Source organism: Bacteroides mediterraneensis (assembly GCF_025993685.1).
In the GTDB taxonomy this organism is placed as follows: Bacteria; Bacteroidota; Bacteroidia; order Bacteroidales; family Bacteroidaceae; genus Phocaeicola; species Phocaeicola mediterraneensis_A.
The window spans coordinates 4091268-4115436 of the sequence record NZ_DAJPEN010000001.1 but is presented as its reverse complement, the minus strand read 5'-3'; the positions used below and the strand labels follow the sequence as shown (position 1 = coordinate 4115436).

Sequence of the window (24169 nt, the reverse complement as noted above, 5' to 3'; positions counted from 1 at the left end):
CTAGATAATTAATAACATCAAACAATATATCACCTATTATTCCTGTCTTGAGAGATATTCATTCTATATCTGAGATTCTCTTTCTGTAATTTAGTATAATTCTTGTAGAATGGAAAAACCGGCCCAAAACCTGTCCCGAAAGAAAATTTTGCTCCATAACTTATGGCCTTATGAATAAAATCTTCAGATTTATCTATTGCATCAATAATATTCCATCCTCTTGCTAAATAAGTAGCAATAGATGATGCGAACATATCACCCGTTCCATTCACATTCTTTGTTTTGATTATAGGTTTAATATATTCCCTAAAATCACCATTTTGTGGACAATAAAAATAATCTGCAAGTTTATCTTTATATGGCACAGATTTTATTATCACAGAATTACCCCAAATAGAAAGTTCCTTCAAGTCGTCTAGAATCCCATGTATATTCAATTTTCGCCCGAGTAGAATCTCTGCCTCTCGCATATTAGGTGTAATGATAGTGGCTAGTGGCATCAGTTTCTTTTTATAACAAAAAATAGCTTCATCTTCAAGAAGTTGATCACCCGAGGAACTAACCATAACAGGATCTACCACCAACGGTATACCAGCATAGTTTTTTATCATCTCAGAGACTTTCAATACCAAATCTTTCGAATACAGCATTCCAGTCTTAATACAGTCAGCCCCGACATCCTCCATAAAAGACTGTATTTGAGACACTACCATATCAACAGGTATTAAACAAACATCCTTTACATGCTCTGTATCTTCATCAACAACACATGTGATAGCCCCTGCAGCGTATCCTCCACATGCAGATATTGCCTTGACATCTGCCTGTATCCCTGCAGAGCCAAGAGGTTCACTACCTGCTATAACAAAAACCCTGTAAGGGACCTTTCCTTCCTTAATCATTCTTACATCCTAATTTATCCAAACAACATACTAACTTATCAATGAAATAATCAACTTCCGACTTTGTAATACATAATGGAGGCAATATTCTCAAAATATTCCTACCAGAATATCCGGTAAAGATATGGTGATTGAACAGAAGCATCTCTCGGATCTTTGACACAGATATGGCAAACTCAACTCCTATCATTAGCCCACGTCCTCTAACATCAGTGATTAATGGCGATTCAATAGAACGCAGTTTGTGTATGAAATAATCTCCCACATTATTTGCATTTTCTATCAGATTTTCAGTTTTCATGACCTGTATCACCGACAATGCAGCAGCACACCCAAGATGATTACCGCCAAATGTAGTTCCAAGCATTCCCTTACGAGGTTTGAAAACGTCACTTATCAGAACACCTGAAAATGGAAAGCCGTTGGCTATACCTTTGGCTACAGTAATGATATCCGGTTTAATGCCACTCCATTGATGAGCAAAGAACTTTCCTGTACGCCCGTAGCCAGACTGTATTTCATCCATAATTAGAATTGCGCCATATTGTATAGTCAGCTTACGCAATTCTTTAAGAAAATCATCCTCTGGAACTCTTATTCCACCAACCCCAGAAATACCTTCTATTATTACAGCACAAACATCTCCACTACGCAATACACTTTCCACCTCAGCTATATCCATCCCTGAAAAACACACATTATCATTGCAGTTCAGAGGAGCAGTTATCAAAGGATTGTCTGTTACCTCTACAGCTGCCGATGTACGACCATGAAAAGAGTTTCTGAATGCTATTACTTTTTTCTTTCCGGTATGAAACGAGGCAAGTTTAAGGGCATTCTCATTTGCCTCGGCTCCAGAATTGACAAAAAATGCACTATAATCAGAATACCCGGAGATTTCACCCAATTCATATGCAAGCTTCTCCTGAAGTTTATTAACCACTGAGTTAGAGTAAAACATCAGATTCTGCATCTGCTCATACATACATTTTATAAGGTACGGATGAGAATGTCCTATTGATATTACAGCATGTCCGCCATAAAAATCCAAATACGAATTAGCGTTGTCATCATAAACATAACAACCAGAACCCCTAACAATATTTATAGGGAATATAGAATAAACATCAAACAAATTCATAATCTAATATTTTACTACTCCATCCTTCCATACTTCATTTCATCGCCATTCTTATCGTATTGTTTACGCTTGCCTGTTGGAGGAGCCGACAAGGTTACTTTGACTACTGCCGTACGATGAAGGCTTCTTTCAACTGCTTCCTCAAAAGCATCCATGTGTTTTGGCAGAAAGCGTTGGCTAATTAATCTCAAAGCCAGAACCTTTTCATCATTATCAGTAACAACTTCAGCTTTTCCAAATGCTATAGCCGAGCGATACTGAAGAGTGAAAGTTCCATCTTTAGGTCCAACCGTAGGTTGGCATTTTGTAACAGCAGAAAGACATACTTCTGGATTAACCGCTATAGCATCAAGTTTATCGCCTTCTGGAGCACAATGAAAATACCAAATATCATCACCATTACTGGCCAAAGATAATGGTACTCCATATGCAGTACCGTCCAGTCTTGTAAAACTAACCGTTATATATGGAGCTTTGCGCATTATTTCCAATGCCCAGTTGCTGTCCATTTCCCTACTTACTTTTCTCATAAAGTTCTAAATATGCTTAAATATTTACCTAATATTACAGGTAAGAACAACCTCTGTTCTATTACCTAGGTATAAAATATTCTATAACTATACGACAAAATTACCTTAGATGAAAAAAATACGATGTAATAAAAATGACACCATTGATATTTATTAGAGAAAATACCTGATGAAATAATCAATCCAATACATTTTCATTCTTAACCGTATGTTTTATTCAGCGAATATTTTAAATCTAAACTTTTGAAAAGCATATAATATACATACATGAAACTTCATCTATGAATAAAACACTATGTTCACATAATCCTCAGTAATCTGATAATCAGATTGGATATTAGTCCGGATAAAGTTTCATAATGTCGGCAGAAAATACTAACTTTGTACATTTTCAAAAAGAATAAGATTATGGAGACAATCGAATTTAATGACTATTATAAAGATATATTATTCTCAATACCACTATTCCGTGATTTAAATACTCATATAAAAAAGAGACTCATTCAGGAACTTGATTTTAATTTATTCAAGATTCAAAATAATGAAATAATTGCAGAACAAGGAGAAGCCTGTTCCAGGCTATACATCTTATTAAAAGGAGAATTAGAGGTCAATATTATTGATGCAAATGGCAATGAGGTTCTAATCGAAAATATTGTGGCCCCACGTGCATTTGCAACTCCTCATTTGTTTAAAGAAGACAACAGATTCCCCGCAACATTTAAAACGATTGAAGAATCTATACTTCTGACAGCTACAAAGGATTCCACATTCCGTCTCATCAGTGAATGTCCTGATATTTTAAGAAGTTTTCTTTGTGTATCCGGAAAATGTAATATATGTACAACTGTACGTTTGGATGTTTTATCCAGAAAAACAATTAGAGAACGTATCCTAGTATATCTGTTTAAAAAGCAGGCTAAAGACTCTAATATCATTAAGATGCCTCATACTTTAACGCAGCTGGCTGAATATTTGAATGTTACAAGACCTGCATTATCAACTGAATTCAATAAAATGGAAAAGGAAGGATTAATAAAAAGAATACCTAATGGTAACATAGAATTAAACTTGGCTAAAATTAAAAGGCCCATATAATATCAAGATTAATTTAGAAGACCTGACAAATAGCTCATTTACTTTTATTTCATGACTATTTGCCAGGTCTTCTATTTTCTACTTACAGTAAATTATATGTAATTTACTCAATTGAGCGTTCTGTTTAATATACATTTTATTATCGAAACTTGAATTCAGAATAATTACCACCAAAACTCATACAGGAATCGTCACTTACAAAAGATTTGTGGGTTTATATTCAGTGATATCCATCCCCAGTCTTGCCAGCTGTTATGGTTACCTCCTTTTACAACATCCATTGTTGAAGTCCCGAACATTACAGAATAGCCTAAAGACAAACTTACATCCTTCATTATCTTCCAGTCCAGCTGATAATCAATTTCAGAACCTAATGAACGTTCCAGATTTTCAAGTTTCACAGCTGTAGCAAAATAATGATAATTTATTCCCATCGATACTGAAGAAGACACCTTATAACCAACTCCAATCTGAGTATCGGAAAGCCCTGGGTTATAACCTCCAATAAAATCAGAAGCATAGAAATAATCCATTGCTCCATAAAACTTATGGTGTGTTCCATACAATGGGTTGAAAGCCTTATATGTTCCGTCAGACTTATCATTTCCACTCAAGTAATCAGTTCCAACATTTACAGACCAGCTTTTATTTATATTATATGAAGCACGTGCACTACCCATAAAAGCTGATACTGAACGTGATGATACATTCTTGCCGAACTGATAATAAAATGCACCAGATAAATCCCATTGGCCGGGAGCATATTTAATGTATGTTCCGAATGTCTGCATATATTGAGTGTCAGATTTTCTTGACTCAGCATCGCCTCCCTCCTGACCAAGATTCATTGCCATAATTGAAAACTGTAAAGGGGTTGAAGCAAAATCATAATGATACCATAAAGTCTGCATATTCTTATACAGCTTTGTCTTGCTGCTATCATAGAATGTTCCTCCTATAACATTCTCGTCATTCTGATTAAATGCAAATATACCATGAAGCTGATGCCCATTTTTTCTATATCCAATTTTCAGAGCATCGTGATAACGTCCGGCTACATTCCAGTCCAACCCTCCGAGAATACGCTCATCGTCATACGAAAGAGCCTGTCTTCCCAACTGCATAAACCAATAATCATTAAATTCAAATGCAGCCCATGCTTCATTCAATATGAAACGGCCGTTCTTATCCACCAAGGCATCCTGTCCCCATACACCTACATGCTGAGCAGAGAATTTCAGAGAAAGGCGTTGACGTTCGTATCCCAATGAAAGTCTGGCACGTTCATTTATAAAACCGGACGGCAAATCACCTTCATTACGCGGATACAATGCTCCATTACGGTATTCACCTCTTGTACGAATCTGGACCGAAACAAAAAAATTGTCTTTTTCGTTATTTTCTTCCTGTGCATAAGAGATTGATACATTTCCTATAAATAAGAATGCTATCAACATAGATAAGTTTCTTCTTCTCATAAATCATAAGGTTTAATCAGTTCATATTATAAGTATGTATACTGCTACCTTGTGCAGACGGCAAATAATTTATTCCCCACCAGCACATCTGCAGAAACACAAACGATAACAGTAAAACATACAAGGATGCTTTCCGTTTATTATGCATTCCTATCCTCATATGTATATATGTGAGATATGAACCATGTAACTGCAGCCCATGTTTCTTTTGGGTCCCATGACCAGTAATGTCCCCATGCTTCCTTTGCCCATAATGCTCCGGTCAACATACCTAGAGTCATGAATGACAATCCGACATATACCAGGTTATCACACAAGGCCATTTCTTTGACATCACCTTGATTTTTCTTTATCCATAAAAGATAAATTCCCATTATGGCCGAAGCCCCAAGCATAGCATAAGCAAACATGTATATAATGACATGAGGAGCAAACCATGGGCTTTGCAACGCAGGCATCAAAGCCTTATTGTGAATTTCAGGTTTAAGAATGTTTACACAAATGAATACTACAGACAGTATAGTACTGAATCCAAGTATCCATTTATACCTCCATCTCATATAGGTAATCAACCCAGCAAATGGCAGGAAAAAAGAATACCACAGACGGGGCTCTCCCATTGTGCGCAAAGGAGGTCTTTCCAATGAATACCACAACAAGCCTATAAATGTTCCAAAGACAAGAAGTCCTATAAAAGTAAATGTACATGCTCGTATTTTGAATTCTTTAAAAGCATTCCATGAACCTATAATCCAGAACAATACAGACGCTATGACAAAATATATAAACCAGTCCCAACTCATCATATTTCCCTATTTTCTAATTATTTTTCTTTTGGGCAGTGACAAACATACACACAGCACCAAACATCATCATTATAATTCCTACATAAACAGCCGGAAGCCAAGGATCTAAAACCAGTTCAAAAACACTTATATCACTCCAACGTCCTTTGCTTTCATCATAACTCAACTGATAAATCTTCCAGTTTTCTATATCTGCAGGTTTGTTTACTTCTATTGTTTTTTCCTGTTTTTTTCCGCTTTCTGTATATATAACTACATCTGAAGAGAAACGTCTGGGTTCTCTATCCGGCATTACCAGACTGCAAATACTATCAAGGCGAAGAGCCTGATATGGGAACAGAAAACTTCCACAGCTTACCCAACCACTTGCAGTTCGTTTCCCATCACAGGAAACAGACTTCACGTTTACAGCATAAGTGGCTCCGGTACCTGGCCATTCAACATACCTTACAGTATCTTCTCCTGATACTGATGCAGCCATTTCTATTTTGTCCAATATTTCAAACTTCCACTCTGACAGCTTACCTGAATTTACCCCATCTTCCAGCAAAAGGTGTTCAGGTTTATCATACGGTAAAGCCTTTCCTGTAGAATTATCTATCAGCATCAGTTTCGGTGGGTATTCGTCTATACTGAAGTCCTTTAGTTCTATGGCTAACGGCAATTCATGCAAATTCCCGTTAATGTCTGTAGCACGCCATTCAGTCTGACCAATACGGGTATTCATAGTCAGCCTCTTCATGTCAGCACTTCCTAAAGTAGCTGAAACTAAAGCTATAAACAACCCTAAATGATTTAGCAGAAATGGTATTCTGGCAACACGAAATGAGAACAAATATTTTATAGAAACTAGCCCCACTATTGAAGTCATCCAAATATAAACCAGAATGAAAGACCAGAAAGAAAGCATACTGTTAAATATGGAAAATCCGTCCGAAGAAACAGAAGACGGCACCTGTTTTATCATCCCCATAAGGAATGTCAGAAATACAACTGCTATCAATGATGGTACAGCTACATTATACGACATTGTCCAGCGAACAAAATATAGCTTTTTCCTTAAAATATAAAGCATTATCAAGACCACTACATACACTGTTAAAATACAGATATTAAGCGGCCAAGCAAAACTGCTCCAGTCAACAGCCCCCGTAAATAGATGCAAAATAAGACCTATGGCTATCAATCCGCCACAGGTCATTATTCCTTCTTTTATTCCCCAAGTATTCTTCCACATAAATATCAAATAATACGTCCGTTAGACTTTGCCTCTTTCAACCAACCTGGTACAGTCTTATTCATAAAACGCTCCTTTGCAGCTTTCTCTGCAGGAATATCCAGTCCGATAAATTTCTGAGCCTTTTCCTTGGTGGAAATATCAGGCATAGGTACATTGTCTGTATATCCATGTTTTGCCAATATCCTGGAAATAGACAATCTCGCCTGTAAGGCTCGGTCAAGTCCATGCGACAGGATTCTCTGTATTTCTTGAGGCGCATGGAATGCTGCTCCGTGTGATACTACTCCAAAGTCCCATCTCCAATGTGCCTCGCGCAGAAGCTTTAGAACAGGTTTCATTTCATTGTCCGTAGCTCCTTTATCCCATGCAAATTTGGCTTCAATATGTGCAGAAGCCAGTTCTTCTTCCAGACGGTTTCTTATTTCATTAGCCTTACGCTGACGTTCATAAACATTATTACGCAAAGTTTACTCACTTTCACGGTGGCAAACCTGACATGTACGGTCTATCATGGCAAGAGGACTCTGGATATGATGGTCACTGAACTTCATACCACCCTCACTCTTATACGGCATGTGGCAGTCTGCACATGATACCCCTCGCTGTCCATGAATTCCCATCTGGGATATTTCATAATCAGGATGTTGTGCCTTGATAATAGGAGCACGGCTTAAGGCATGTGTATAGTCAGAGAAATTGTTCTCATCATAGTATTGTTCTATTGTTTCCACTGTCATACCCTTGTCCCAAGGAAATGTCAGATATTTCCATCTCCTTTGAAGTAATATTCCACATGGCGCTGTGCACAGACCAAAGAACGCATTTCCTGCGGTGTTGCCTTTGTTATATCTTTCCCCTGACGTGCAAATGCTTCAATCAATGCTGGACGGCTTATATGAAGATCCATAGTCTCTGAATCGTGACAGTCTGAGCATCCTATAGGATTTACAATCTCCGAGCCAAAAGCAGCCCATTTGTTGTTATAGAATGAATCAACACCTATTTCCTGCATCATACGTGGGACATCCGGACTCTTGCATGTCCAGCAGGTAGATGGCTGAGGGCCGTCACTTTCGCTTTCCGGAGCCCCTGTACGTAATGTTGCTCGTATATCCTCTATTGCATGCATATGTCCACGCGGTGTTGAATAGTCCTTTGAGAAAGCATAACCAGCCCAAAGAATGACCATTTCAGGACGTTGTTCGAGAACGTCAACCATTACGTTTCCATTAAATTCACTCTGAAAATCAGTATTGGCTGTTTCTGTCCAAGTCTGATATTCTCTCGGGAAATCACTCTGGAACTTCTCATTCTGAGGTACAATACCCTTCATAGGATTCTTTCTGTTATTAAATATGCTTACCACTTCTGCCCTGCATTCAGACAATGCAGAAACAGCAAGTCCCAAACAAAAAACAACGGTCATTGAAACACCAAACAACAACCATCCATGCCAAGATTTAAATTGTTCATATACTATAGTTTTATTTTATTATTTCTTCATTTTCTTAAGCCATTCCGGTACGGGTGATTCAGGTAGTGGAACTATCGCATTGAGAGTGGAAGAGAGACTGTTTTTACCTCCATGAGGTACATCCCTATGGCAATCCCAACATGCTTTCCCTTTCCCAACTTCAGACATCATATAGTCTATACGTCCTGTTTCCACAAATTCAGTATTAAGTTGCTGGTGGCATCGTATACAGTTATTCATTATTACTTGTGAGCTTGCAGGATGTGCCTGTATGACCTGCGGTTCAGAACTTGTCAGAAAAGCTGCAACATGCTTCATTCCGTCCATTCCCTTAAAAGTCCATTTCTTTACAAAGTTCTCATGAGGAACGTGACAATCATTACAAGTAGCATTTCTTGAATGAGAACTGTGCATCCATGTAGCGTAATAAGGGGACATAATATGACAATTCACACAAGCCGAAGGTTCATCAGTAAGATAAGTATGCGCCCTCAACATATAAAGGGAAAATAATCCACCTCCTACTATAGTTCCAGCCATGATGGCTGTTATTATTTTCTGCCTTTTAGATAATATCATATATATACATTTTTTTGCAAAAAAACATTTTATCGAAATAATCAGTGTAAGAAATATGACACTTGCATTGTTTTTTTAAGTTATCCCTTCCATCAAAGATAAATCCCAATCCTGATTTGCCAGCCGCATTTATTCCTTTTTTCAGGAGAATTTTCTTCATGGCTTACGCCATGAAAATTCTCCTGAAAAAGAATGCGGCGGCAAACGGATTAGAATTGGAGAGAAGATTACAGGGATTAACTGCGACCGACGTGACGCATAGCCGTAAATCAAAGGCGGCTATCCTTATTTCCCATATACGACCTCATACATACAGTGGAAATTCACCTTTCTCAATAACCAAACATAGTCTGCTTATAAAATCCCGAAATAAGACAGGGATTTCAGCTCCCTCCGATCTGCATAGTCCTGTGGCTTCGCTATGACATCTGATGTCATATTATGAACTTTGATGATAATCTCTTGTATTCCACACCCTTCTATTCTATTTTTGTACCAACCACTTAAACTAATGATTATGGAGATAGTGAACATAGAAGCCGGTGCATTTATGGAAATGAACAACATATTGTTCAAGATAGAAAAACAACTAAAAGGACTGAACTCTTTCAAATCTGAACTGAATGAATGGTTGGATAATCAGGAGGTATGTATTCTTATGAATATATCAGACAGAAAACTATTGTCTCTAAGGCAGAAAGGGCTAATCCCTTTCAGTCGTATAGACAGAAAAGTATATTATAATAAAGAAGATATTCTAAACTATATGAAGAAGAACCTCAAAACACATACTAATAATGGAAATGGGACAGCTGGTATTGAATAAGGATAGTAATGAAGTCAAAAGATTTATTGAAACCATGGATAATATATCCAAAATGTTGGATGCAAACTCTGTAATCTACAGACCTATATTGGACGGGAACCGCTATGTAACAGAACAAGAGTTATCAAAGGCTCTCAAAATTACAAAAAGAACACTCATTGAATATAGAATGAATGGTAAATTGCCCTATTACAAAATAGGTGGAAAGATTCTATATAAGGAACAGGACATTATAGAAATATTGGAAAGAAACAAAGTATTAGCATTTGAATGACATTTCTTAAATCACTAATAATCAAAAACTAAACTTCATGCAAATAACTTGTAACTACTCTAAATAATTATATAAACATTTGGAGGAATAGAACCGAACACTTACCTTTGTAAAGTCAAAGGATGAGTAACGAGAATCTATCGAAAATTAGTGAATTTGGCATATGGCTGATTCAGTGGTTCGGGGATTTTTCCAAAGATATTAAAGTGTTGCAAATTAGGACTTTGAATAGTATTATTCGATTCCTGGTGGCACCACTTTGAAGAAAAGCAAAAGATAGTAAAATCCTGATTTCCAAGCGAAATCGGGATTTTTTGTTTTCCCCAGGCACGCAAAAAACGGCAAAATATTACCGTTCGAGGTGGAGCAAAAGGTGGAGATAAAAGGTGGAGCAAAAATCTCCACCGAATTAGGCTCTTTTTCACTGATTGTCAATATTTTGCATAGCAAGAAAACGGGTTCGGTTTCCTACTTTTGTACAAACTAAAAACTGTAGGAAAAATGAAAAGAAATTCATTCAATGTGCTTTTCTTCTTGAAGAAGACCAAGCTGCTAAAAAACGGAGAAGCATCCGTGTGTATGCGTATCACTGTAGATGGTACGCGAGTTGAAAACAACATCCGCAAAAGCATTGATCCGTCTCTCTGGAGTCAGGCAAAGGAATCTGCCAGAGGCAAAAGCCGCAAATCATGCGACCTGAATGCCTATATCGAAAATGCGAGAATCAAATTACATCAGATTTTTTGTGAGCTGGAAGAACAGAACCAGCCTATAACGGCACGTCTGTTACAGGAAATATTTTTCGGACAGGACAAAGAACCGGAAGCGGTACGCACCCTCATCGGTACCATACAGGAGCACAATGACCAATGCCGTTCCCTGGTCGGGAAAGACTACGCCCTGATTACCGTTCGCCGTTATGAAAGCTGCAAGCGCTATCTTGTCGAACTTATCAGACAGAAATACGGAAAGGATGATCTGCCGCTAGCGGAAGTCAACGGTGAACTGGTACGTGCCTTCGAATTTTATCTGAAGACGGAAAAGGAATGTCAGCAGAATACCGTCATCCGTTATATGAAGTGTCTGAAGAAGATTACCAATCTGGCACTGGCCAATGAATGGATAGCCAAGGATCCGTTTATCGGTATCAAGTTCCACGAAAAAGAAGTAATCCGTGAATTTCTTACCATGGACGAACTGCTGACCATCTACCACAAGGAGTTTCCTCTGGAGCGAATCACCGTAGTCCGTGATGTTTTTATTTTCGCCGCCTTTACCGGTCTGGCTTTCATCGACGTGCAACAACTTTCCTCTGAGCATATTGTAAAAGACAATAACGGCAATCTGTGGATCAGGAAGTCACGTCAGAAAACAAAGAACATGTGTAACATTCCGCTGCTGGATATTCCTTTGGAAATCCTGAGGAAATATGCAGATTATCCTGCCTGCAAAAAGAAAGGAGTATTGCTGCCTGTTCCCTGCAATCAGAAGATGAACAGCTACCTGAAAGAGATTGCCGACCTGTGCCTGATAAAGAAGAACCTGACTACACACACCGCCCGTCACTCGTACGCCACATCTGTCTGTTTGGCCAATGGAGTAAGCATAGAGAATGTAGCCAAAATGCTCGGTCACTCCAATATCAAGATGACGCAGCACTATGCAAGGGTACTCGACAGTTCCATTCTGAAAGATATGAATAATGTAAGGGATGTACTTTCAGGCAATCTTTCTCGTTAATAGCAGTTCATTCAAACAATTCATAAATTATGAATCATTCTATCATACGGATAATAAGCCGCAAATTCTGCGGTTAATTATCCGTATGAATATCTTAACAGCTTTAGCCTCAATCTCCAAATCATAAGAAACACCCATCAGTCGCCTATTTCCTCGCCGCCCATAGAAGTTAGTACAGACTCTATTGAAAGTGAAAAGGTCTGGCGGCTATGCCGTTTCGGGCAGAATCTTCCTCTTTCAGAGCGTATTCAGCCCGAAAACCTTTTCCCTTTCACGTCTGTACAATGAACGCCGACGGCAGCGGAAACAAGCGACTGACGGAAAAGTCAGAAGGAAAAGACAAAACAGCATATAGATTGGTTCAAATAGGCTCCAATTCTATATGCTGTTATTTTATAATTTGGGAAGGCTATTTTTTAGAAACACAAAAAATGGGCAGGCGGTAAACTGCGCTCCCTCCAGAAAAATCAATCGTTTTTTTCTACAACCAGCCAGTATCCGCCTTTATCCGGTCCGACACGCTTGAGTATTCCTTCTGCCTTCATCTTGGCAATATGCTTTTCCACAGCTTTAGGGGTTATGCCTATCCGCTCAGCAAGGGCAGCTGCACTTAGTGAATTGTCTTGAGATAGCAAAGCAATAATTTTCTCCCTACTTTTCACCTTTTTCTTCCTACTTTCTGTCAGTTTCTCCCCACTCTCCGAAATATCTTCAATGGATTTACGATAAGTTTCAATGTCATAAGCAAGATTCTTCACCATAGTGGCAGTCATAAAATTCCGGAATATACTTAAATCTTCATTTTCCCGGGTTTCCACCAATGCTTTGATATATTCCTCCTTATCATCCTTAAGGATTTTGGTCGGAATCAATCCAAACTCAAATTGAAGCATGTTCATTACAAGACGTGCCATTCTGCCGTTACCATCAGCCCACGGATGTATAGTCACCAAATGATAATGGGTATCAAAACTGAGCTCGTATAATTGTGCAACACTTTTGCTTGCATAATTTTTTCGTTCTTGATTCAGCCAATTGCAAAATTCCGCGAGTTTTACCGGAACTTTACTGTAATTCATATACGATTTGCCTCCAACTCCTGCCGTAACATTCAACAGGCGTAAGTCTCCCTGTGCAGATGAGAAATCCCCCAATGCAGTCTTATACTCCTGTCCGGTATTTTTCATAACAAGAGCAGAGAGACTTTTCAATAAATCAATAGTGATATCAGTATGTGCATGAGCTAGTTTTATGGCAGTCTCATAAGCGTTTTTAAGATCAAGATTCATGTTCTGCTCCGTGATACTTTTCCCTTTCAGGCTGATTCCCTGGTCGAACATGATTTGATTTTCAAGCTCAGTTATAGTCGATCCCTCGATGGCCGTGGAATGAGTAATTAGTGAATACAAATAGAACTTGTCATAATCTATCTGCTTGTCTATTTCCAATTTCCGATAAAGGGAAATCAATTTTTCAAGTTCGGTTTGCATATTATCTTCTATTTTTCACAAATATATATTTTTCTCCCTACTTCTCATTATTTTCTCCCTACTTTATTTGCTTTTCTCCCCACCTTTTGCAATAAAACAAATAGAATCTGCATCACACACCTGTTAGATAAGTGATACAGATTCCAATAGAGTGATACCGATTTTATTCATTAAGTCGGTACGCCTCCTTGTACCCTTTCATCAGTGTCTTTTCTATGTCGGAAGCCCGGTAGAGAATCTTGCCGCCTACCTGTGTGTAAGGCAGAATGCCGTTGTTGCGGTAGTCCTGCAGGGTTCTCCTGCTTACTTTCAGCAGGAATGCCACTTCCTTGTCCGTCAGCAATTCATCGCCATAGGCAGACGGTTGCCGTTTTTCCAACAACTTTTCGAGCAGGGCCAGCAGCCTGTCGAAATTCGAGTGGAATGTCTTTACCCACTCGTGGTCCTTTTCTCTGATTTCATTACTCATACGTGTTTGATATTGGTTATACATTATTCTTGAAACTCACTCAAATGGTCTTTCCTTTCCAACGGGCTTCCTTGCGTTTGTCCTCCACGTTTCCGACTACTCGCTCCACATCATCAGGACGGTAGTAAGTCCGGTTCCCGATTTTGGTAAAGGCAAGCGTTCCGTTATCCCTTAAGGTCTGCAAGGTTCTCGGACTGATACGCAACCTGCGGCAAACCTCGTGGTTGTCCATCCATTCACTTGTTTCCTTTCCGCCGTGTTCACGGCACAGGCTTTCCACCCGCTGCACGAAACGATCCAACTTGGCGGCAATCTCCTCGAAAGTCCTTTTTTCAAAGCTGATGATTTCCATTGTCTTTATTATTTTCAGTTAAACATATATTCAAAATTCCGGAACAGGACAGATCCTTTACAACCGATATTCCATCATGTATCATCGTCCTATTCTCGGTAGGAAATGGGACCGTTTTATCTTGTTTCCACTGCAAATAAAAGCAGTAGGAATCACACTGCAATGGATTTTCAGACCGGTGACGATGCGTTGCCCGGAATGACATCATGTTACATATCAAGTGCATACAATGAGCTTTCTTTATAAACGGAATCCGCTTGAATAATCCGGTATGGAAGAATCACTCCGGCAAATCATGGCAGGCAGCACTGACCGCCTAATCTATATTGTGCATAGGGTAACATAATTGTCACAGTATCTCCATTTGCTTGATTCTGTTTACTATACACATTTCCTTTGCTCACAACAACGAGTCAAGGTGCGCACCGAGACCAGTGAGTAAACCGATTAAAATCAAAATGTATGGTAACAAAAAAGAAATTGACCAAAGAAGAATGGGAGGCCATGACAGGTACGGACATGTCATTCATACTCCCGTCAGATGGCAGTATTGAAACTGCCATGGAATCATCCTTGAATGATACTGGAAATAGAGAACAGGCAAAGTCTGTAGAACAAATAGAAGTTCCATCCGAGACCCGGCAACCACCAACAGGAAGAGAGGAAGCTGTTCTCTCGTCTCAACGTCGTATAAGCAGCAGGCAGAGGAAACTATCCCTGGACGAATACCGGAAAGCTTTTCTTCAGGTCCCGAGAATCGAAGACCGCAAGCCCGTGTTTGTTAGCGGCGAGGTACGTGACAGGCTGGACGAATTTGTCCGCAGGCTGGGAGGACGCAGAATGAGCGTTTCCGGACTGCTTGAAAACATCGCCCGGCAGCATCTTGAAATCTATTCGGAAGACTTTGAGCAGTGGCGAAAGCTGTGACATTTTCCGGAATGACAGACTTGCTTACTGACTCCAGTCATTACAGTATTCAGACAGTCAGTAGCCGCCCTGGCGGAGTAACGGACAAAACTTCAGTTTTGGGAGTTAGCGAGGTTATCTTTCGGGCATCCCGAAAAACCTCGCTCCACTCCCGAAGAGTGGAGGCAATCCGCTCCCGGTGGTCGCAGATTATGAGAAAAAGAATAATCAGAAATCAAACAAAGGAAATATGAATGACAGAAAGAAAAACAGACCGAGGGGACGACCCCGGGTAAGCGGAGTGTGCAAACTCAGCAAAGCCGTTACAGTGAAATTCTCCAAGATAGACTACGAGCGGCTATGCCGACGCAGCAGACAGGCTAACCTCACGCTGGCGGAATTTCTCCGTGTATCAGCCTTTGAGACGACGATAACGGCCAGGCACTCGGCCGAGGAGACTGCCTTCATACGCAGCCTTACGGGTATGGCGAACAACCTGAACCAGCTGACCCGGCTGTCCCATCAGGCCGGATTCCACCGTACCCAAAGGACGGTGACAGAACTCCTGCAGAAACTCAAGGAGATTATAGTCCGGTACAGGCACGTAGAAAGGAGGCCGTCATGATTGGCAAGATCAAGAAAGGGAAATCCTTCGGCGGCTGTATCCGTTACGTGATGGGCAAGGACAACGCGGAAATCATCGACTCCGACGGCGTACTGCTGGAAAATATCCGGGAAATAACGGCCAGTTTCAACTACCAGAGTGAGCTTAATCCGAAGATAAAACAGCCTGTCGGGCACATCGCATTAAGCTTCAAACCGGAGGACAAGGCCTTGCTGACGGATGAATTTATGGCTAAAATAGCCCGGGAATACATGGAGTTGATGGGGATAAAAAACACTCAGTTTATTCTGGTAAGGCACCATAACACGGACAACCCGCACTGTCACTTGGTCTATAACCGCATCGGGTATGACGGCAAGGTAATCTCTTCCCAGAGCGATTACAAGCGCAATGAAATTGCCACAAAACTGCTTAAGGACAGGTACGGGTTGACATACGCCGAGGACAAGGGCAAGACTAACGTGGAGAAACTTCATGCTTCGGAGCGTGTGAAATACGAAATTTTCAATGCTGTCAAGGCAGCTTTGAAGCACTCCAAAACATGGAAAGAGTTTAATGATTACCTGCTTCGCCGGGGCATCAGGCTGGAATTTGTAAAGCGTACCAGGGAGATAAAAAGGCCGGAGGACATACAAGGGATCCGGTTCACCAAAGACGGGCAGACCTTCAAGGCTTCACAGATCAGCCGGGAGTTCAGCTTTGCCAGACTGAATGCCCGGCTGGGTTGGAAGACTTCTGAATCCCAACAGGAATCCGAACATAAGGTGCAGCAAAGGATACCGGACGAAGGTCATCTTCTCGAAAGTACGGGACCGGGACTGTTCAGTCCTACAAACTGCACCGCTCCCGAAGAGCCGTTGCCTCAGGAAGAACTTTTGCGCAGACGCCGGAAGAAGAGACAAAAAAGGAAAGGTTTCGGATTGTAGTCCGTCCTTTCCCATTCAAATTATTCATGAACATTAAAATTGCAGGAATATGAAATTGGAAGAATATATCGAGAGCATCTTCGGATGCCTGGAAAGAATCGAGAACAAAATCAACGGGTTGTCCGTTACCTTGCCGGAAGGCAACACCCCGACAGTTAATAATAAACAGGATGAGTCCGTGCTGAATGAAGTCCGGAATGGTCATGAGACATTTCGCAAATTGTTGGCTCGCGTGTACGAAGGTCTTGCCGCCATCAAGAACGATATGGTTTCCATGGACAGGAAAAACTCGTCACAGGAAAGGTTTGGACAGGTCTTGTCAGAAATACGTAATGAACAGCGGCAGAACCAGGAGAAAGTGGAAACCCTGTTTTGTGAGACCAATGACACAATCAGAAAGAATGCCGTTAAGACAAGCAACATCAACCATCATTTTAGCCTGAGCATAAAATCCCCGTACATCTTTGGAAGTTTTTCCGTGATGTTCGCGGCAATCGTGGCCCTGTCCGTGGCGCTCTATTTTTCGGCAAGAACAGATAACGAGCAGGCCGATAATGATCTGAAGTACCGTTATGTCAAGATGAAAGGAGAGGCTACCCCCGAACAACTCGTGGAACTTGAGAAACTCTTTGGACCGAACCGGGATAACGGACGGATAGAACAGATGCGTGAGGATGTGGAAGCCTACGAGGAGGCGGTACGGAGACAGGCCACCCTGACCGAGCAGGCACGGCTGAAAGAACAGGCCGCGAGAGAACTGGACAGCAAGGCGAAGTCCATCAAGGACAAGTCTATTACGGACGAACCTAAAAAGTAAGCCCATGGCCAGTGTCAAAGTGAAATTCAGACCTTCCACCATAGAGGGAAAGGAAGGAACCATCTATTATCAGATTATCCAGAACCGTGTAATCCGTCAGTTAAAGACGGATTACCGGATATTTACAGCTGAATGGAACGAAGCTGGAAGCTGTATCATTGTCGGTAGTTCGGAACGAAGCAATCTGCTTCTTTCCTTGCAGGAACGCATGGAATGGGATCTGAAGCGGCTGGACATGATTATCCGTCAACTGAATAACCGGAAAGCCGGATATACGGCAGATGATATTGTTGCTTCTTTTCAAAACAATACAGAGGGACAGTCATTTTTCAACTTCATGCAGGGTATCATAGCCCGTCTCAAACAGATGGGCAAGATACGCACGGCTGAAAATTATTCCTGTACTCTGAAAAGTTTCATGCAGTTCAAAGGAGACAGGGATATTCTGTTGTCTGAAATCGATTCGGATTTGATGCAGCTTTATGAAGCCTATCTTCATGGAAAAGGTGCCGTACGGAATACCAGTTCATTCTACGTGCGTATTCTTCGGGCGGTGTATAACCGTGCCTTGGAAAAGGAACTGGTGGAACAGCGCAATCCTTTCAGGCACGTCTATACGGGAGTGGACAAGACCGTCAAGCGTGCCGTTCCCTTATCAGCCATCAAACGTATGAAGAATCTGGATCTGTCCTTACAGCCTAATCTGGAATTTGCAAGGGACATGTTCCTGTTCAGTTTCTATACCCGTGGCATGTCGTTCATAGATATGGCTCACCTGAAAAAGAAAAATCTTCAGAACGGATTTTTATCGTATCGCAGACGAAAGACCGGGCAGCAGCTGGTTATCAGGTGGGAGAAATGTATGCAGGAGATTGTCGGCAAATATCCGGAAGACAGTCTCAGTCCTTATCTTTTGCCGGTATTAAAATATCCTTTTAAGGATACGCACAAGCATTACAGGAATGTCATGTCCGGAATAAACCGGAACCTGAAAGAAATAGCCAGACAGGTCGATATTCCCGTTCCTCTGAGTATGTACTGTGCCCGTCATTCATGGGCAAGCGCAGCCAAAGGCAAGAACATTCCGATTTCGGTTATAAGTGAAGGAATGGGACATGATTCCGAAGCGACCACACAAATTTATCTGGCTTCATTGGACAATTCCGTAGTGGACAAAGCCAATGCACAAATTCTGAAAGGTCTGTAGGATTGGAGAACGTTTAGCAAAAGCATTCATTTCTTAGACAGAGGGACTCACTCTTGCGCAAAGTTATACATTTTATTGAAAACCCTGCAATTCCGGCCGTTGGAATTTCATCCGGAAATCATTGAATTTCAACTGTTGTTTAGCAATCCTACATATAATTCATCAGCAAATCAGCCTTATAGCCTGAAATCTCCCTCTGTCTAAGAAAGACGCAGACACCGGGACTTTCTCATCCCCTTTACGCACAGAAAGAAGATGGAGAGAACAACCGGAGAAGCCGACATACAGGAGAACAGGCTGAAAGAACTTTCACCCGACTTACTGAATACCTTACTCAAAGATCATACAACGAGTAAGGAAGGAAAACAGTGTAACATATTCTGGGCTACTTCCGATTATGAACCGCTCGGCAGAGGTTATGAATACGGATCGCAGATTCTTCCGGAGCTGATAACCAGAGAGAACGGTCATGTGGTCATGCCCCGTGTTTTGAAACACAGGGATACCCAAAGCACACGTTCCCGGGAAATGGCGGAGGTATTTACTCCGTCCTGGATATGTAATGCCCAGAACAACCTTATTGACGAGGCTTGGTTTGGCAGAAAGGATGTATTTAACCATGAAGTGACATATCAAGACGGTACACATTCATGGGAAATCAATCCGGATAAGATTGCTTTTCCTGAAGGCAGGACATGGAAAGACTATGTACGGGAAAACCGGTTGGAAATCACCTGTGGAGAAGCTCCTTATCTGGTAAGCAGGTATGATACGACTACCGGAACATTCATTCCCGTGGAGAAACGTATCGGCCTGCTTGACCGTAAGCTCCGTATTGTCAGTGAGAATACTGCTACAACGCGTGAATGGCTGGAGGCAGCCAAGGATGCTTACAGAAGCATCTATGCCTATGAATGGCAGGGTGACAGTCTTCTTCTTGCCCGTGAAGCCCTTCTTTTATCCTTCATCGAATATTACCGGAACAAGTTCGGTAAAGATCCGCAAATTAAATCCATCAACCATATAGCCTATATCATCTCCTGGAATGTATGGCAGATGGACGGACTGAAAGGTGTTGTTCCGGACAGTTGCGGAGAACGTGTGCGGATGGAACCAAGTCTGTTCGGTACGATTGAAAGACGTGAGCCGTGCGAGGGCTGTCTGAAAAATGACCTGACCAAGCACAACGGAATTTACTGCATTATTAAGGACTGGTGGGCTACAGACAAGGCAACTGGCAAAAAGGGGAAACGAATCCGATTTATCGACCTCATAAATGAAGAAGCATGAGATTCACATCGTCCCTGAAACTAAAACTGATCTATGTGTTCCGTATCAATGATACGGCGCACCATGGATGCCTGAAGATTGGCGAGGCAACCTGTGAGGATGAAAACGTGTTCGGTCTGTCTCCTAACAGCAAGGCGCTCAATGAAGCGGCAAGAAAGCGTATCAACCAGTACACACAGACGGCAGGCATCGCATACGATCTGCTTTATACGGAACTGACTGTTTACAACCGTGGCGGACTCCGTTCATTCAACGACAAAGAGGTACACAATGTTCTGGAACGCTCCGGTATCAAAAAGAAAGTCTTCGATACAGTCAACAAAGCCAATGAATGGTTCATCACCGATCTGGAAACCGTCAAGCGTGCCATTGCGGCTGTCAAGGAAGGTCGGAGCTCCCTTTCATCAGCGGAAGTTACCCGTGAATATTCCCCGATTGTATTCCGGCCGGAACAGCAGGAAGCCATCAGCAAGACCAAGAAACAGTTTAAGAAAGGCAACCAGATGCTTTGGAATGCAAAGATGCGTTTCGGAAAGACCCTTTCTGCTCTGCAAGTTGTCAAGGATATGGAGTTTCAGCGTACCCTGATTCTGACTCATCGCCCTGTGGTGGATGCCGGATGGTTTGAGGATTTCGGTAAGATATTTTACGACCACAAGGATTTTGCATACGGTTCCAAGAACAACGGAGAAAGTTACAGCAGTCTTGAATGGCGGGCAGAAAGCCACGGATTGCATTATGTTTATTTTGCATCCATGCAGGATTTGCGTGGCTCTGAACTTGTGGGTGGCAACTTCGACAAAAACAACGAAGTATTTGCTACCGATTGGGACCTGATTATCGTTGATGAAGCGCACGAAGGCACCCAGACCGAACTGGGTAAAGCGGTTATGGGAGAGCTGGTCAAGGAACAGACCAAAGTATTGCGCCTGTCAGGTACTCCATTCAACCTGCTGGATGATTTCAAAGAGGATGAAATATATACATGGGACTATGTGATGGAACAGCGGGCCAAGACGAACTGGGACGAACTCCATTTTGGTGACCCCAATCCGTATGCCTCACTGCCTACACTCAATATCTATACCTACGATTTGGGACGGCTGCTTCATGAATTTGTAGATGAAGATGTCGCCTTTAACTTCAGGGAATTCTTCCGGGTCAATGAGGCTGGCGGTTTCTGTCATGAAAAAGATGTGCGGGCTTTTCTGAATCTTCTTACCAAGGAGGACAAGGACAGCCTTTATCCATATGCCAACGAGGAATATAGGAATATTTTCCGCCATACCCTTTGGATGGTGTCCGGCGTGAAGGAAGCAAGGGCATTGAGTGCCATGCTCCAGACACATCCGGTGTTCCAGCATTTCAAGGTGGTCAATGTAGCCGGTGACGGTGATCAGGATGAAGAAAGCCGTGATGCCCTGGAAGCTGTGGAACAGGCTATCGGAAAAGATCCGGATGCCACACGGACCATTACCCTTTCTTGCGGACGGTTGACGACCGGAGTAAGTGTAAAGGCATGGACTGCCGTATTCATGCTGTCCGGTTCCTATAATACAGCCGCATCCAGTTATATGCAGACCATCTTCCGCGTACAGACACCGGCCACCATCAATGGACGGATAAAGGAGCAGTGCTACGTTTTTGATTTTGCCCCTGACCGTACCCTGAAAGTGATTGCCGAAACAGCCAAAATATCGTCCAAAGCCGGAAAAACTTCACAAAGCGACCGTAAGGCTATGGGTGAGTTTATCAATTTCTGTCCCATCATATCCATTGATGGCTCACAGATGAACCGCTTTGATGTACCCCGTATGTTGGAACAGTTGAAACGGGTATATGTGGAACGTGTCGTCCGTAACGGGTTTGAGAACAACAGCCTGTATAATGATGAACTGATGAAGCTGGATGATCTGGAACTGCAGGAGTTCGATGACCTGAAAAAGATTATCGGCCAGACCAAAGCCATGCCCAAGACCAACCAGGTGGACATCAACAGTCAGGGACTGAACAATGAGGAATACGAGGAAAAGGAGAAGCTGGAAAAGAAACCCAAGAAGGAACTTACGGAGGAAGAACTGAAACGGCTGGAAGAACTGAAAAAGAAAACCAAGAACAGAGAAGCGGCAATTTCCATACTCCGTGGCATATCCATCCGTATGCCCCTGTTGATTTATGGTGCGGAACTGAGTGATGAGAATCAGGAAATCACGATTGATAATTTCGCCTCACTCATTGACCCGCAGTCATGGGAAGAGTTCATGCCCAAGGGAGTGACCAAGCAGAAATTCAACAGCTTCAAAAAATACTATGATCCGGAAATATTCTGTGCCGCCGGAAAACGAATCCGCGCGATGGCCCGTGCTGCGGACAAACTGAGTATTGAGGAACGAATCGAACGTATTACGGATATTTTCAGCACTTTTCGCAATCCGGACAAGGAAACCGTGCTTACTCCGTGGCGTGTAGTAAACATGCACCTCGGCGACTGTCTGGGAGGCTATAACTTCTATGACGCGGAGTATCAGAATGTGATTTCTGAACCACGGTTTATAGACAAAGGAGAAGTTACCGCAGAAGTATTTTCTCCTGAATCCCGTATTCTGGAAATCAATTCCAAATCCGGACTTTATCCGCTTTATATGGCATACGGCATTTACCGGGCAAGGGTAAGGGCTTCTCTTTTTTCTGTAGAAACAGTAGAGGAGCAGCAAGCTGTATGGAACAAGGTAATAGCGGAGAACATCTTTGTTATCTGCAAGACACCGATGGCAAAGAGTATTACTAAACGTACGCTTGTTGGATTCCGTAAAGCTAAAGTAAATACAAGATATTTTGAAGATTTAATCAACCAGATTAAGAACAAGCCGGAAAACTTTATAGCCAAAGTTGCCAAAGGTCGTTCTTATTGGAAAGCCATAGATAATGACAATATGAAATTCAATGCGATAGTGGGAAATCCACCATATCAAATTATGGATGGAGGTGCTGGCGTCAGTGCAAAACCTGTTTATAACTTATTTGTTGAAATAGCTAAACTCATAAATCCAACATACATTTCTATGATTATGCCTTCTAGATGGTTTGCGGGAGGTAAAGGGTTGGACTCATTTAGAGCGAATATGTTGTCTGATAAACGAATTCGTTATATTTTCGATTATATAAATGCAAAGGATTGTTTCCCAACATCAAGTATTGGTGGAGGTGTAAATTACATATTATGGGATGCTAATCACCATGGAGATTGTTCGATTACAACTGTCCAAGGATTATTACGTGATACTGTATCACGCCCATTAGATCAGTTTGCAGTATTCATCCGCTATAATCCAGCTATCCATATAATTCAGAAATGTCAATCAGATAAAACCTTTGCCTCCATAGTAAGCACACGTAATCCATTTGGCTTATCATCAAATATTAGAGGCGATAAATCTGGAGATCTTCGTTTAATATCAAGCGAAGGGGTATCATGGCTTCCTAAAACTGCTGTTTTAGCTTCAAATCAACTACTTTCTAAATACAAGATTCTTATGAGCAAAGTAACAGCAGAGCATGCTGGTGAGCCTGATAAAAACGGCCAATTCAGAATCGTTTCAAGGACAGAAATTATAGGGCCAAATGATGTTTGTACAGATTCCTATTTGATTATTGGTGCTTCGGAAGATAAGTCTATTGTTGAAAATGAATATAAATATATTCAAACTCGTTTTGCCAGATTTTTATTAATGCTGGCAGTATCTTCTATAAATCTTTCTCCTGATAAGTTTAAGTTTATTCCATTGCAAGATTTTACAGGAAGATCTGATATTAATTGGAATGATAATATTTCTGATATAGACAAACAGTTGTATATCAAGTATGATTTATCAACAGAAGAAATAGCTTTTATAGAAAAAATGATAAAAACAATGCAATAGCGGTGAACAAATCAGAAAGATCTATTGTATTCTTTGTTCTCAAAAAACGCTAAACAATAAAATTGATAAATAGAAGTCT

At 41.3% G+C, this 24169-nt stretch carries 20 protein-coding genes and 2 pseudogenes; 11 read left to right on the top strand and 11 right to left on the bottom strand.

All coding sequences use genetic code 11. The annotated features are described in order from the left end of the window. Nucleotides 1-29: 29 nt before the first annotated feature. The 3 genes from thiD to OIM59_RS17445 are packed head-to-tail and all read right to left on the bottom strand — an operon-like array spanning nucleotide 30 to nucleotide 2573. Nucleotides 30-902: a bifunctional hydroxymethylpyrimidine kinase/phosphomethylpyrimidine kinase gene (gene thiD, locus OIM59_RS17455; protein ID WP_303897899.1), complete on the bottom strand. Its 873-nt coding sequence runs from the start codon at nucleotides 900-902 to the stop codon at nucleotides 30-32. After that, nucleotides 895-2043, bottom strand: a complete 1149-nt coding sequence (locus tag OIM59_RS17450; RefSeq protein WP_303897897.1) for an aspartate aminotransferase family protein — start codon at nucleotides 2041-2043, stop codon at nucleotides 895-897. Before OIM59_RS17450 ends, thiD begins: the two co-directional genes overlap by 8 nt. 14 nt (nucleotides 2044-2057) lie before the next feature. Beyond that, complete coding sequence (locus OIM59_RS17445) at nucleotides 2058-2573, bottom strand: pyridoxamine 5'-phosphate oxidase family protein (protein ID WP_303897895.1); 516 nt, start codon at nucleotides 2571-2573, stop codon at nucleotides 2058-2060. A gap of 408 nt (nucleotides 2574-2981) precedes the next feature. Here OIM59_RS17445 and OIM59_RS17440 point away from each other — a divergent pair, with 408 nt between their 5' ends. Next, nucleotides 2982-3671 (top strand): Crp/Fnr family transcriptional regulator, encoded by a 690-nt coding sequence (locus tag OIM59_RS17440; protein ID WP_303897893.1) that lies wholly within the window; start codon nucleotides 2982-2984, stop codon nucleotides 3669-3671. Nucleotides 3672-3862: 191 nt separating this feature from the next. Here the strand turns inward: OIM59_RS17440 and OIM59_RS17435 are convergent, their stop codons facing one another. The 5 genes and pseudogenes from OIM59_RS17435 to nrfH all read right to left on the bottom strand — a co-directional run bounded on the left by OIM59_RS17435 (nucleotide 3863) and on the right by nrfH (nucleotide 9248). Next, nucleotides 3863-5128 carry an alginate export family protein gene (locus OIM59_RS17435; RefSeq protein ID WP_303898296.1) on the bottom strand — a complete coding sequence of 422 codons (1266 nt, stop codon included), beginning with the start codon at nucleotides 5126-5128 and terminating at the stop codon, nucleotides 3863-3865. Between the two features lie 37 nt (nucleotides 5129-5165). Further along, nucleotides 5166-5952 (bottom strand): annotated as a pseudogene (locus OIM59_RS17430) (cytochrome c biogenesis protein). A 16-nt stretch (nucleotides 5953-5968) separates the two neighbouring features. Next, entirely contained in the window at nucleotides 5969-7192 is a 1224-nt protein-coding gene (locus tag OIM59_RS17425) for a cytochrome c biogenesis protein ResB (RefSeq protein WP_303897891.1), read from the bottom strand. A gap of 5 nt (nucleotides 7193-7197) precedes the next feature. Beyond that, nucleotides 7198-8621 (bottom strand): annotated as a pseudogene (nrfA, locus tag OIM59_RS17420) (ammonia-forming cytochrome c nitrite reductase). Between the two features lie 66 nt (nucleotides 8622-8687). Beyond that, nucleotides 8688-9248, bottom strand: coding sequence for a cytochrome c nitrite reductase small subunit (nrfH, locus tag OIM59_RS17415; protein ID WP_303897890.1), 561 nt, complete (start codon nucleotides 9246-9248; stop codon nucleotides 8688-8690). Nucleotides 9249-9765: 517 nt separating this feature from the next. On the opposite strand from nrfH, the gene OIM59_RS17410 reads away from it, so the two are divergent. From OIM59_RS17410 to OIM59_RS17400, 3 genes are all read left to right on the top strand, one after another. Further along, a complete protein-coding gene (locus OIM59_RS17410) occupies nucleotides 9766-10074 on the top strand; it encodes a helix-turn-helix domain-containing protein (protein WP_303897888.1) in 309 nt (102 codons plus the stop codon). Beyond that, nucleotides 10052-10348, top strand: a complete 297-nt coding sequence (locus OIM59_RS17405) for a helix-turn-helix domain-containing protein (RefSeq protein ID WP_303898293.1) — start codon at nucleotides 10052-10054, stop codon at nucleotides 10346-10348. Before OIM59_RS17410 ends, OIM59_RS17405 begins: the two co-directional genes overlap by 23 nt. 501 nt (nucleotides 10349-10849) lie before the next feature. Continuing rightward, nucleotides 10850-12088, top strand: a complete 1239-nt coding sequence (locus tag OIM59_RS17400) for a site-specific integrase (RefSeq protein ID WP_303897886.1) — start codon at nucleotides 10850-10852, stop codon at nucleotides 12086-12088. Nucleotides 12089-12555: 467 nt separating this feature from the next. Here the strand turns inward: OIM59_RS17400 and OIM59_RS17395 are convergent, their stop codons facing one another. From OIM59_RS17395 to OIM59_RS17385, 3 genes are all read right to left on the bottom strand, one after another. After that, nucleotides 12556-13578, bottom strand: coding sequence for a Fic family protein (locus OIM59_RS17395; RefSeq protein WP_303897884.1), 1023 nt, complete (start codon nucleotides 13576-13578; stop codon nucleotides 12556-12558). Between the two features lie 163 nt (nucleotides 13579-13741). Then, a complete protein-coding gene (locus OIM59_RS17390; RefSeq protein ID WP_303897882.1) occupies nucleotides 13742-14047 on the bottom strand; it encodes a helix-turn-helix domain-containing protein in 306 nt (101 codons plus the stop codon). 40 nt (nucleotides 14048-14087) lie between these two features. Next, on the bottom strand, nucleotides 14088-14399 hold the full coding sequence (locus OIM59_RS17385; protein ID WP_013618156.1) for a helix-turn-helix domain-containing protein: 312 nt from the start codon (nucleotides 14397-14399) through the stop codon (nucleotides 14088-14090). A 462-nt stretch (nucleotides 14400-14861) separates the two neighbouring features. On the opposite strand from OIM59_RS17385, the gene OIM59_RS17380 reads away from it, so the two are divergent. The 7 genes from OIM59_RS17380 (at nucleotide 14862) to OIM59_RS17350 (ending at nucleotide 24090) form a co-directional block, all read left to right on the top strand. Then, a complete protein-coding gene (locus OIM59_RS17380) occupies nucleotides 14862-15326 on the top strand; it encodes a DUF3408 domain-containing protein (protein WP_303897878.1) in 465 nt (154 codons plus the stop codon). A gap of 229 nt (nucleotides 15327-15555) precedes the next feature. After that, the gene (gene mobC / locus OIM59_RS17375; RefSeq protein WP_303898290.1) at nucleotides 15556-15930 is read left to right on the top strand and encodes a plasmid mobilization relaxosome protein MobC; all 375 of its coding nucleotides are present in this window, start codon (nucleotides 15556-15558) and stop codon (nucleotides 15928-15930) included. Further along, on the top strand, nucleotides 15927-16856 hold the full coding sequence (locus OIM59_RS17370) for a relaxase/mobilization nuclease domain-containing protein (protein ID WP_303897876.1): 930 nt from the start codon (nucleotides 15927-15929) through the stop codon (nucleotides 16854-16856). Before mobC ends, OIM59_RS17370 begins: the two co-directional genes overlap by 4 nt. A 49-nt stretch (nucleotides 16857-16905) precedes the next feature. Further along, on the top strand, nucleotides 16906-17673 hold the full coding sequence (locus OIM59_RS17365; protein ID WP_303897874.1) for a hypothetical protein: 768 nt from the start codon (nucleotides 16906-16908) through the stop codon (nucleotides 17671-17673). Nucleotides 17674-17677: 4 nt separating this feature from the next. Continuing rightward, the gene (locus OIM59_RS17360) at nucleotides 17678-18880 is read left to right on the top strand and encodes a site-specific integrase (protein ID WP_303897873.1); all 1203 of its coding nucleotides are present in this window, start codon (nucleotides 17678-17680) and stop codon (nucleotides 18878-18880) included. A gap of 255 nt (nucleotides 18881-19135) precedes the next feature. Continuing rightward, nucleotides 19136-20170, top strand: a complete 1035-nt coding sequence (locus OIM59_RS17355) for a restriction endonuclease subunit M (RefSeq protein ID WP_303897871.1) — start codon at nucleotides 19136-19138, stop codon at nucleotides 20168-20170. After that, on the top strand, nucleotides 20167-24090 hold the full coding sequence (locus OIM59_RS17350) for an Eco57I restriction-modification methylase domain-containing protein (RefSeq protein WP_303897869.1): 3924 nt from the start codon (nucleotides 20167-20169) through the stop codon (nucleotides 24088-24090). Before OIM59_RS17355 ends, OIM59_RS17350 begins: the two co-directional genes overlap by 4 nt. Nucleotides 24091-24169 lie beyond the last annotated feature (79 nt).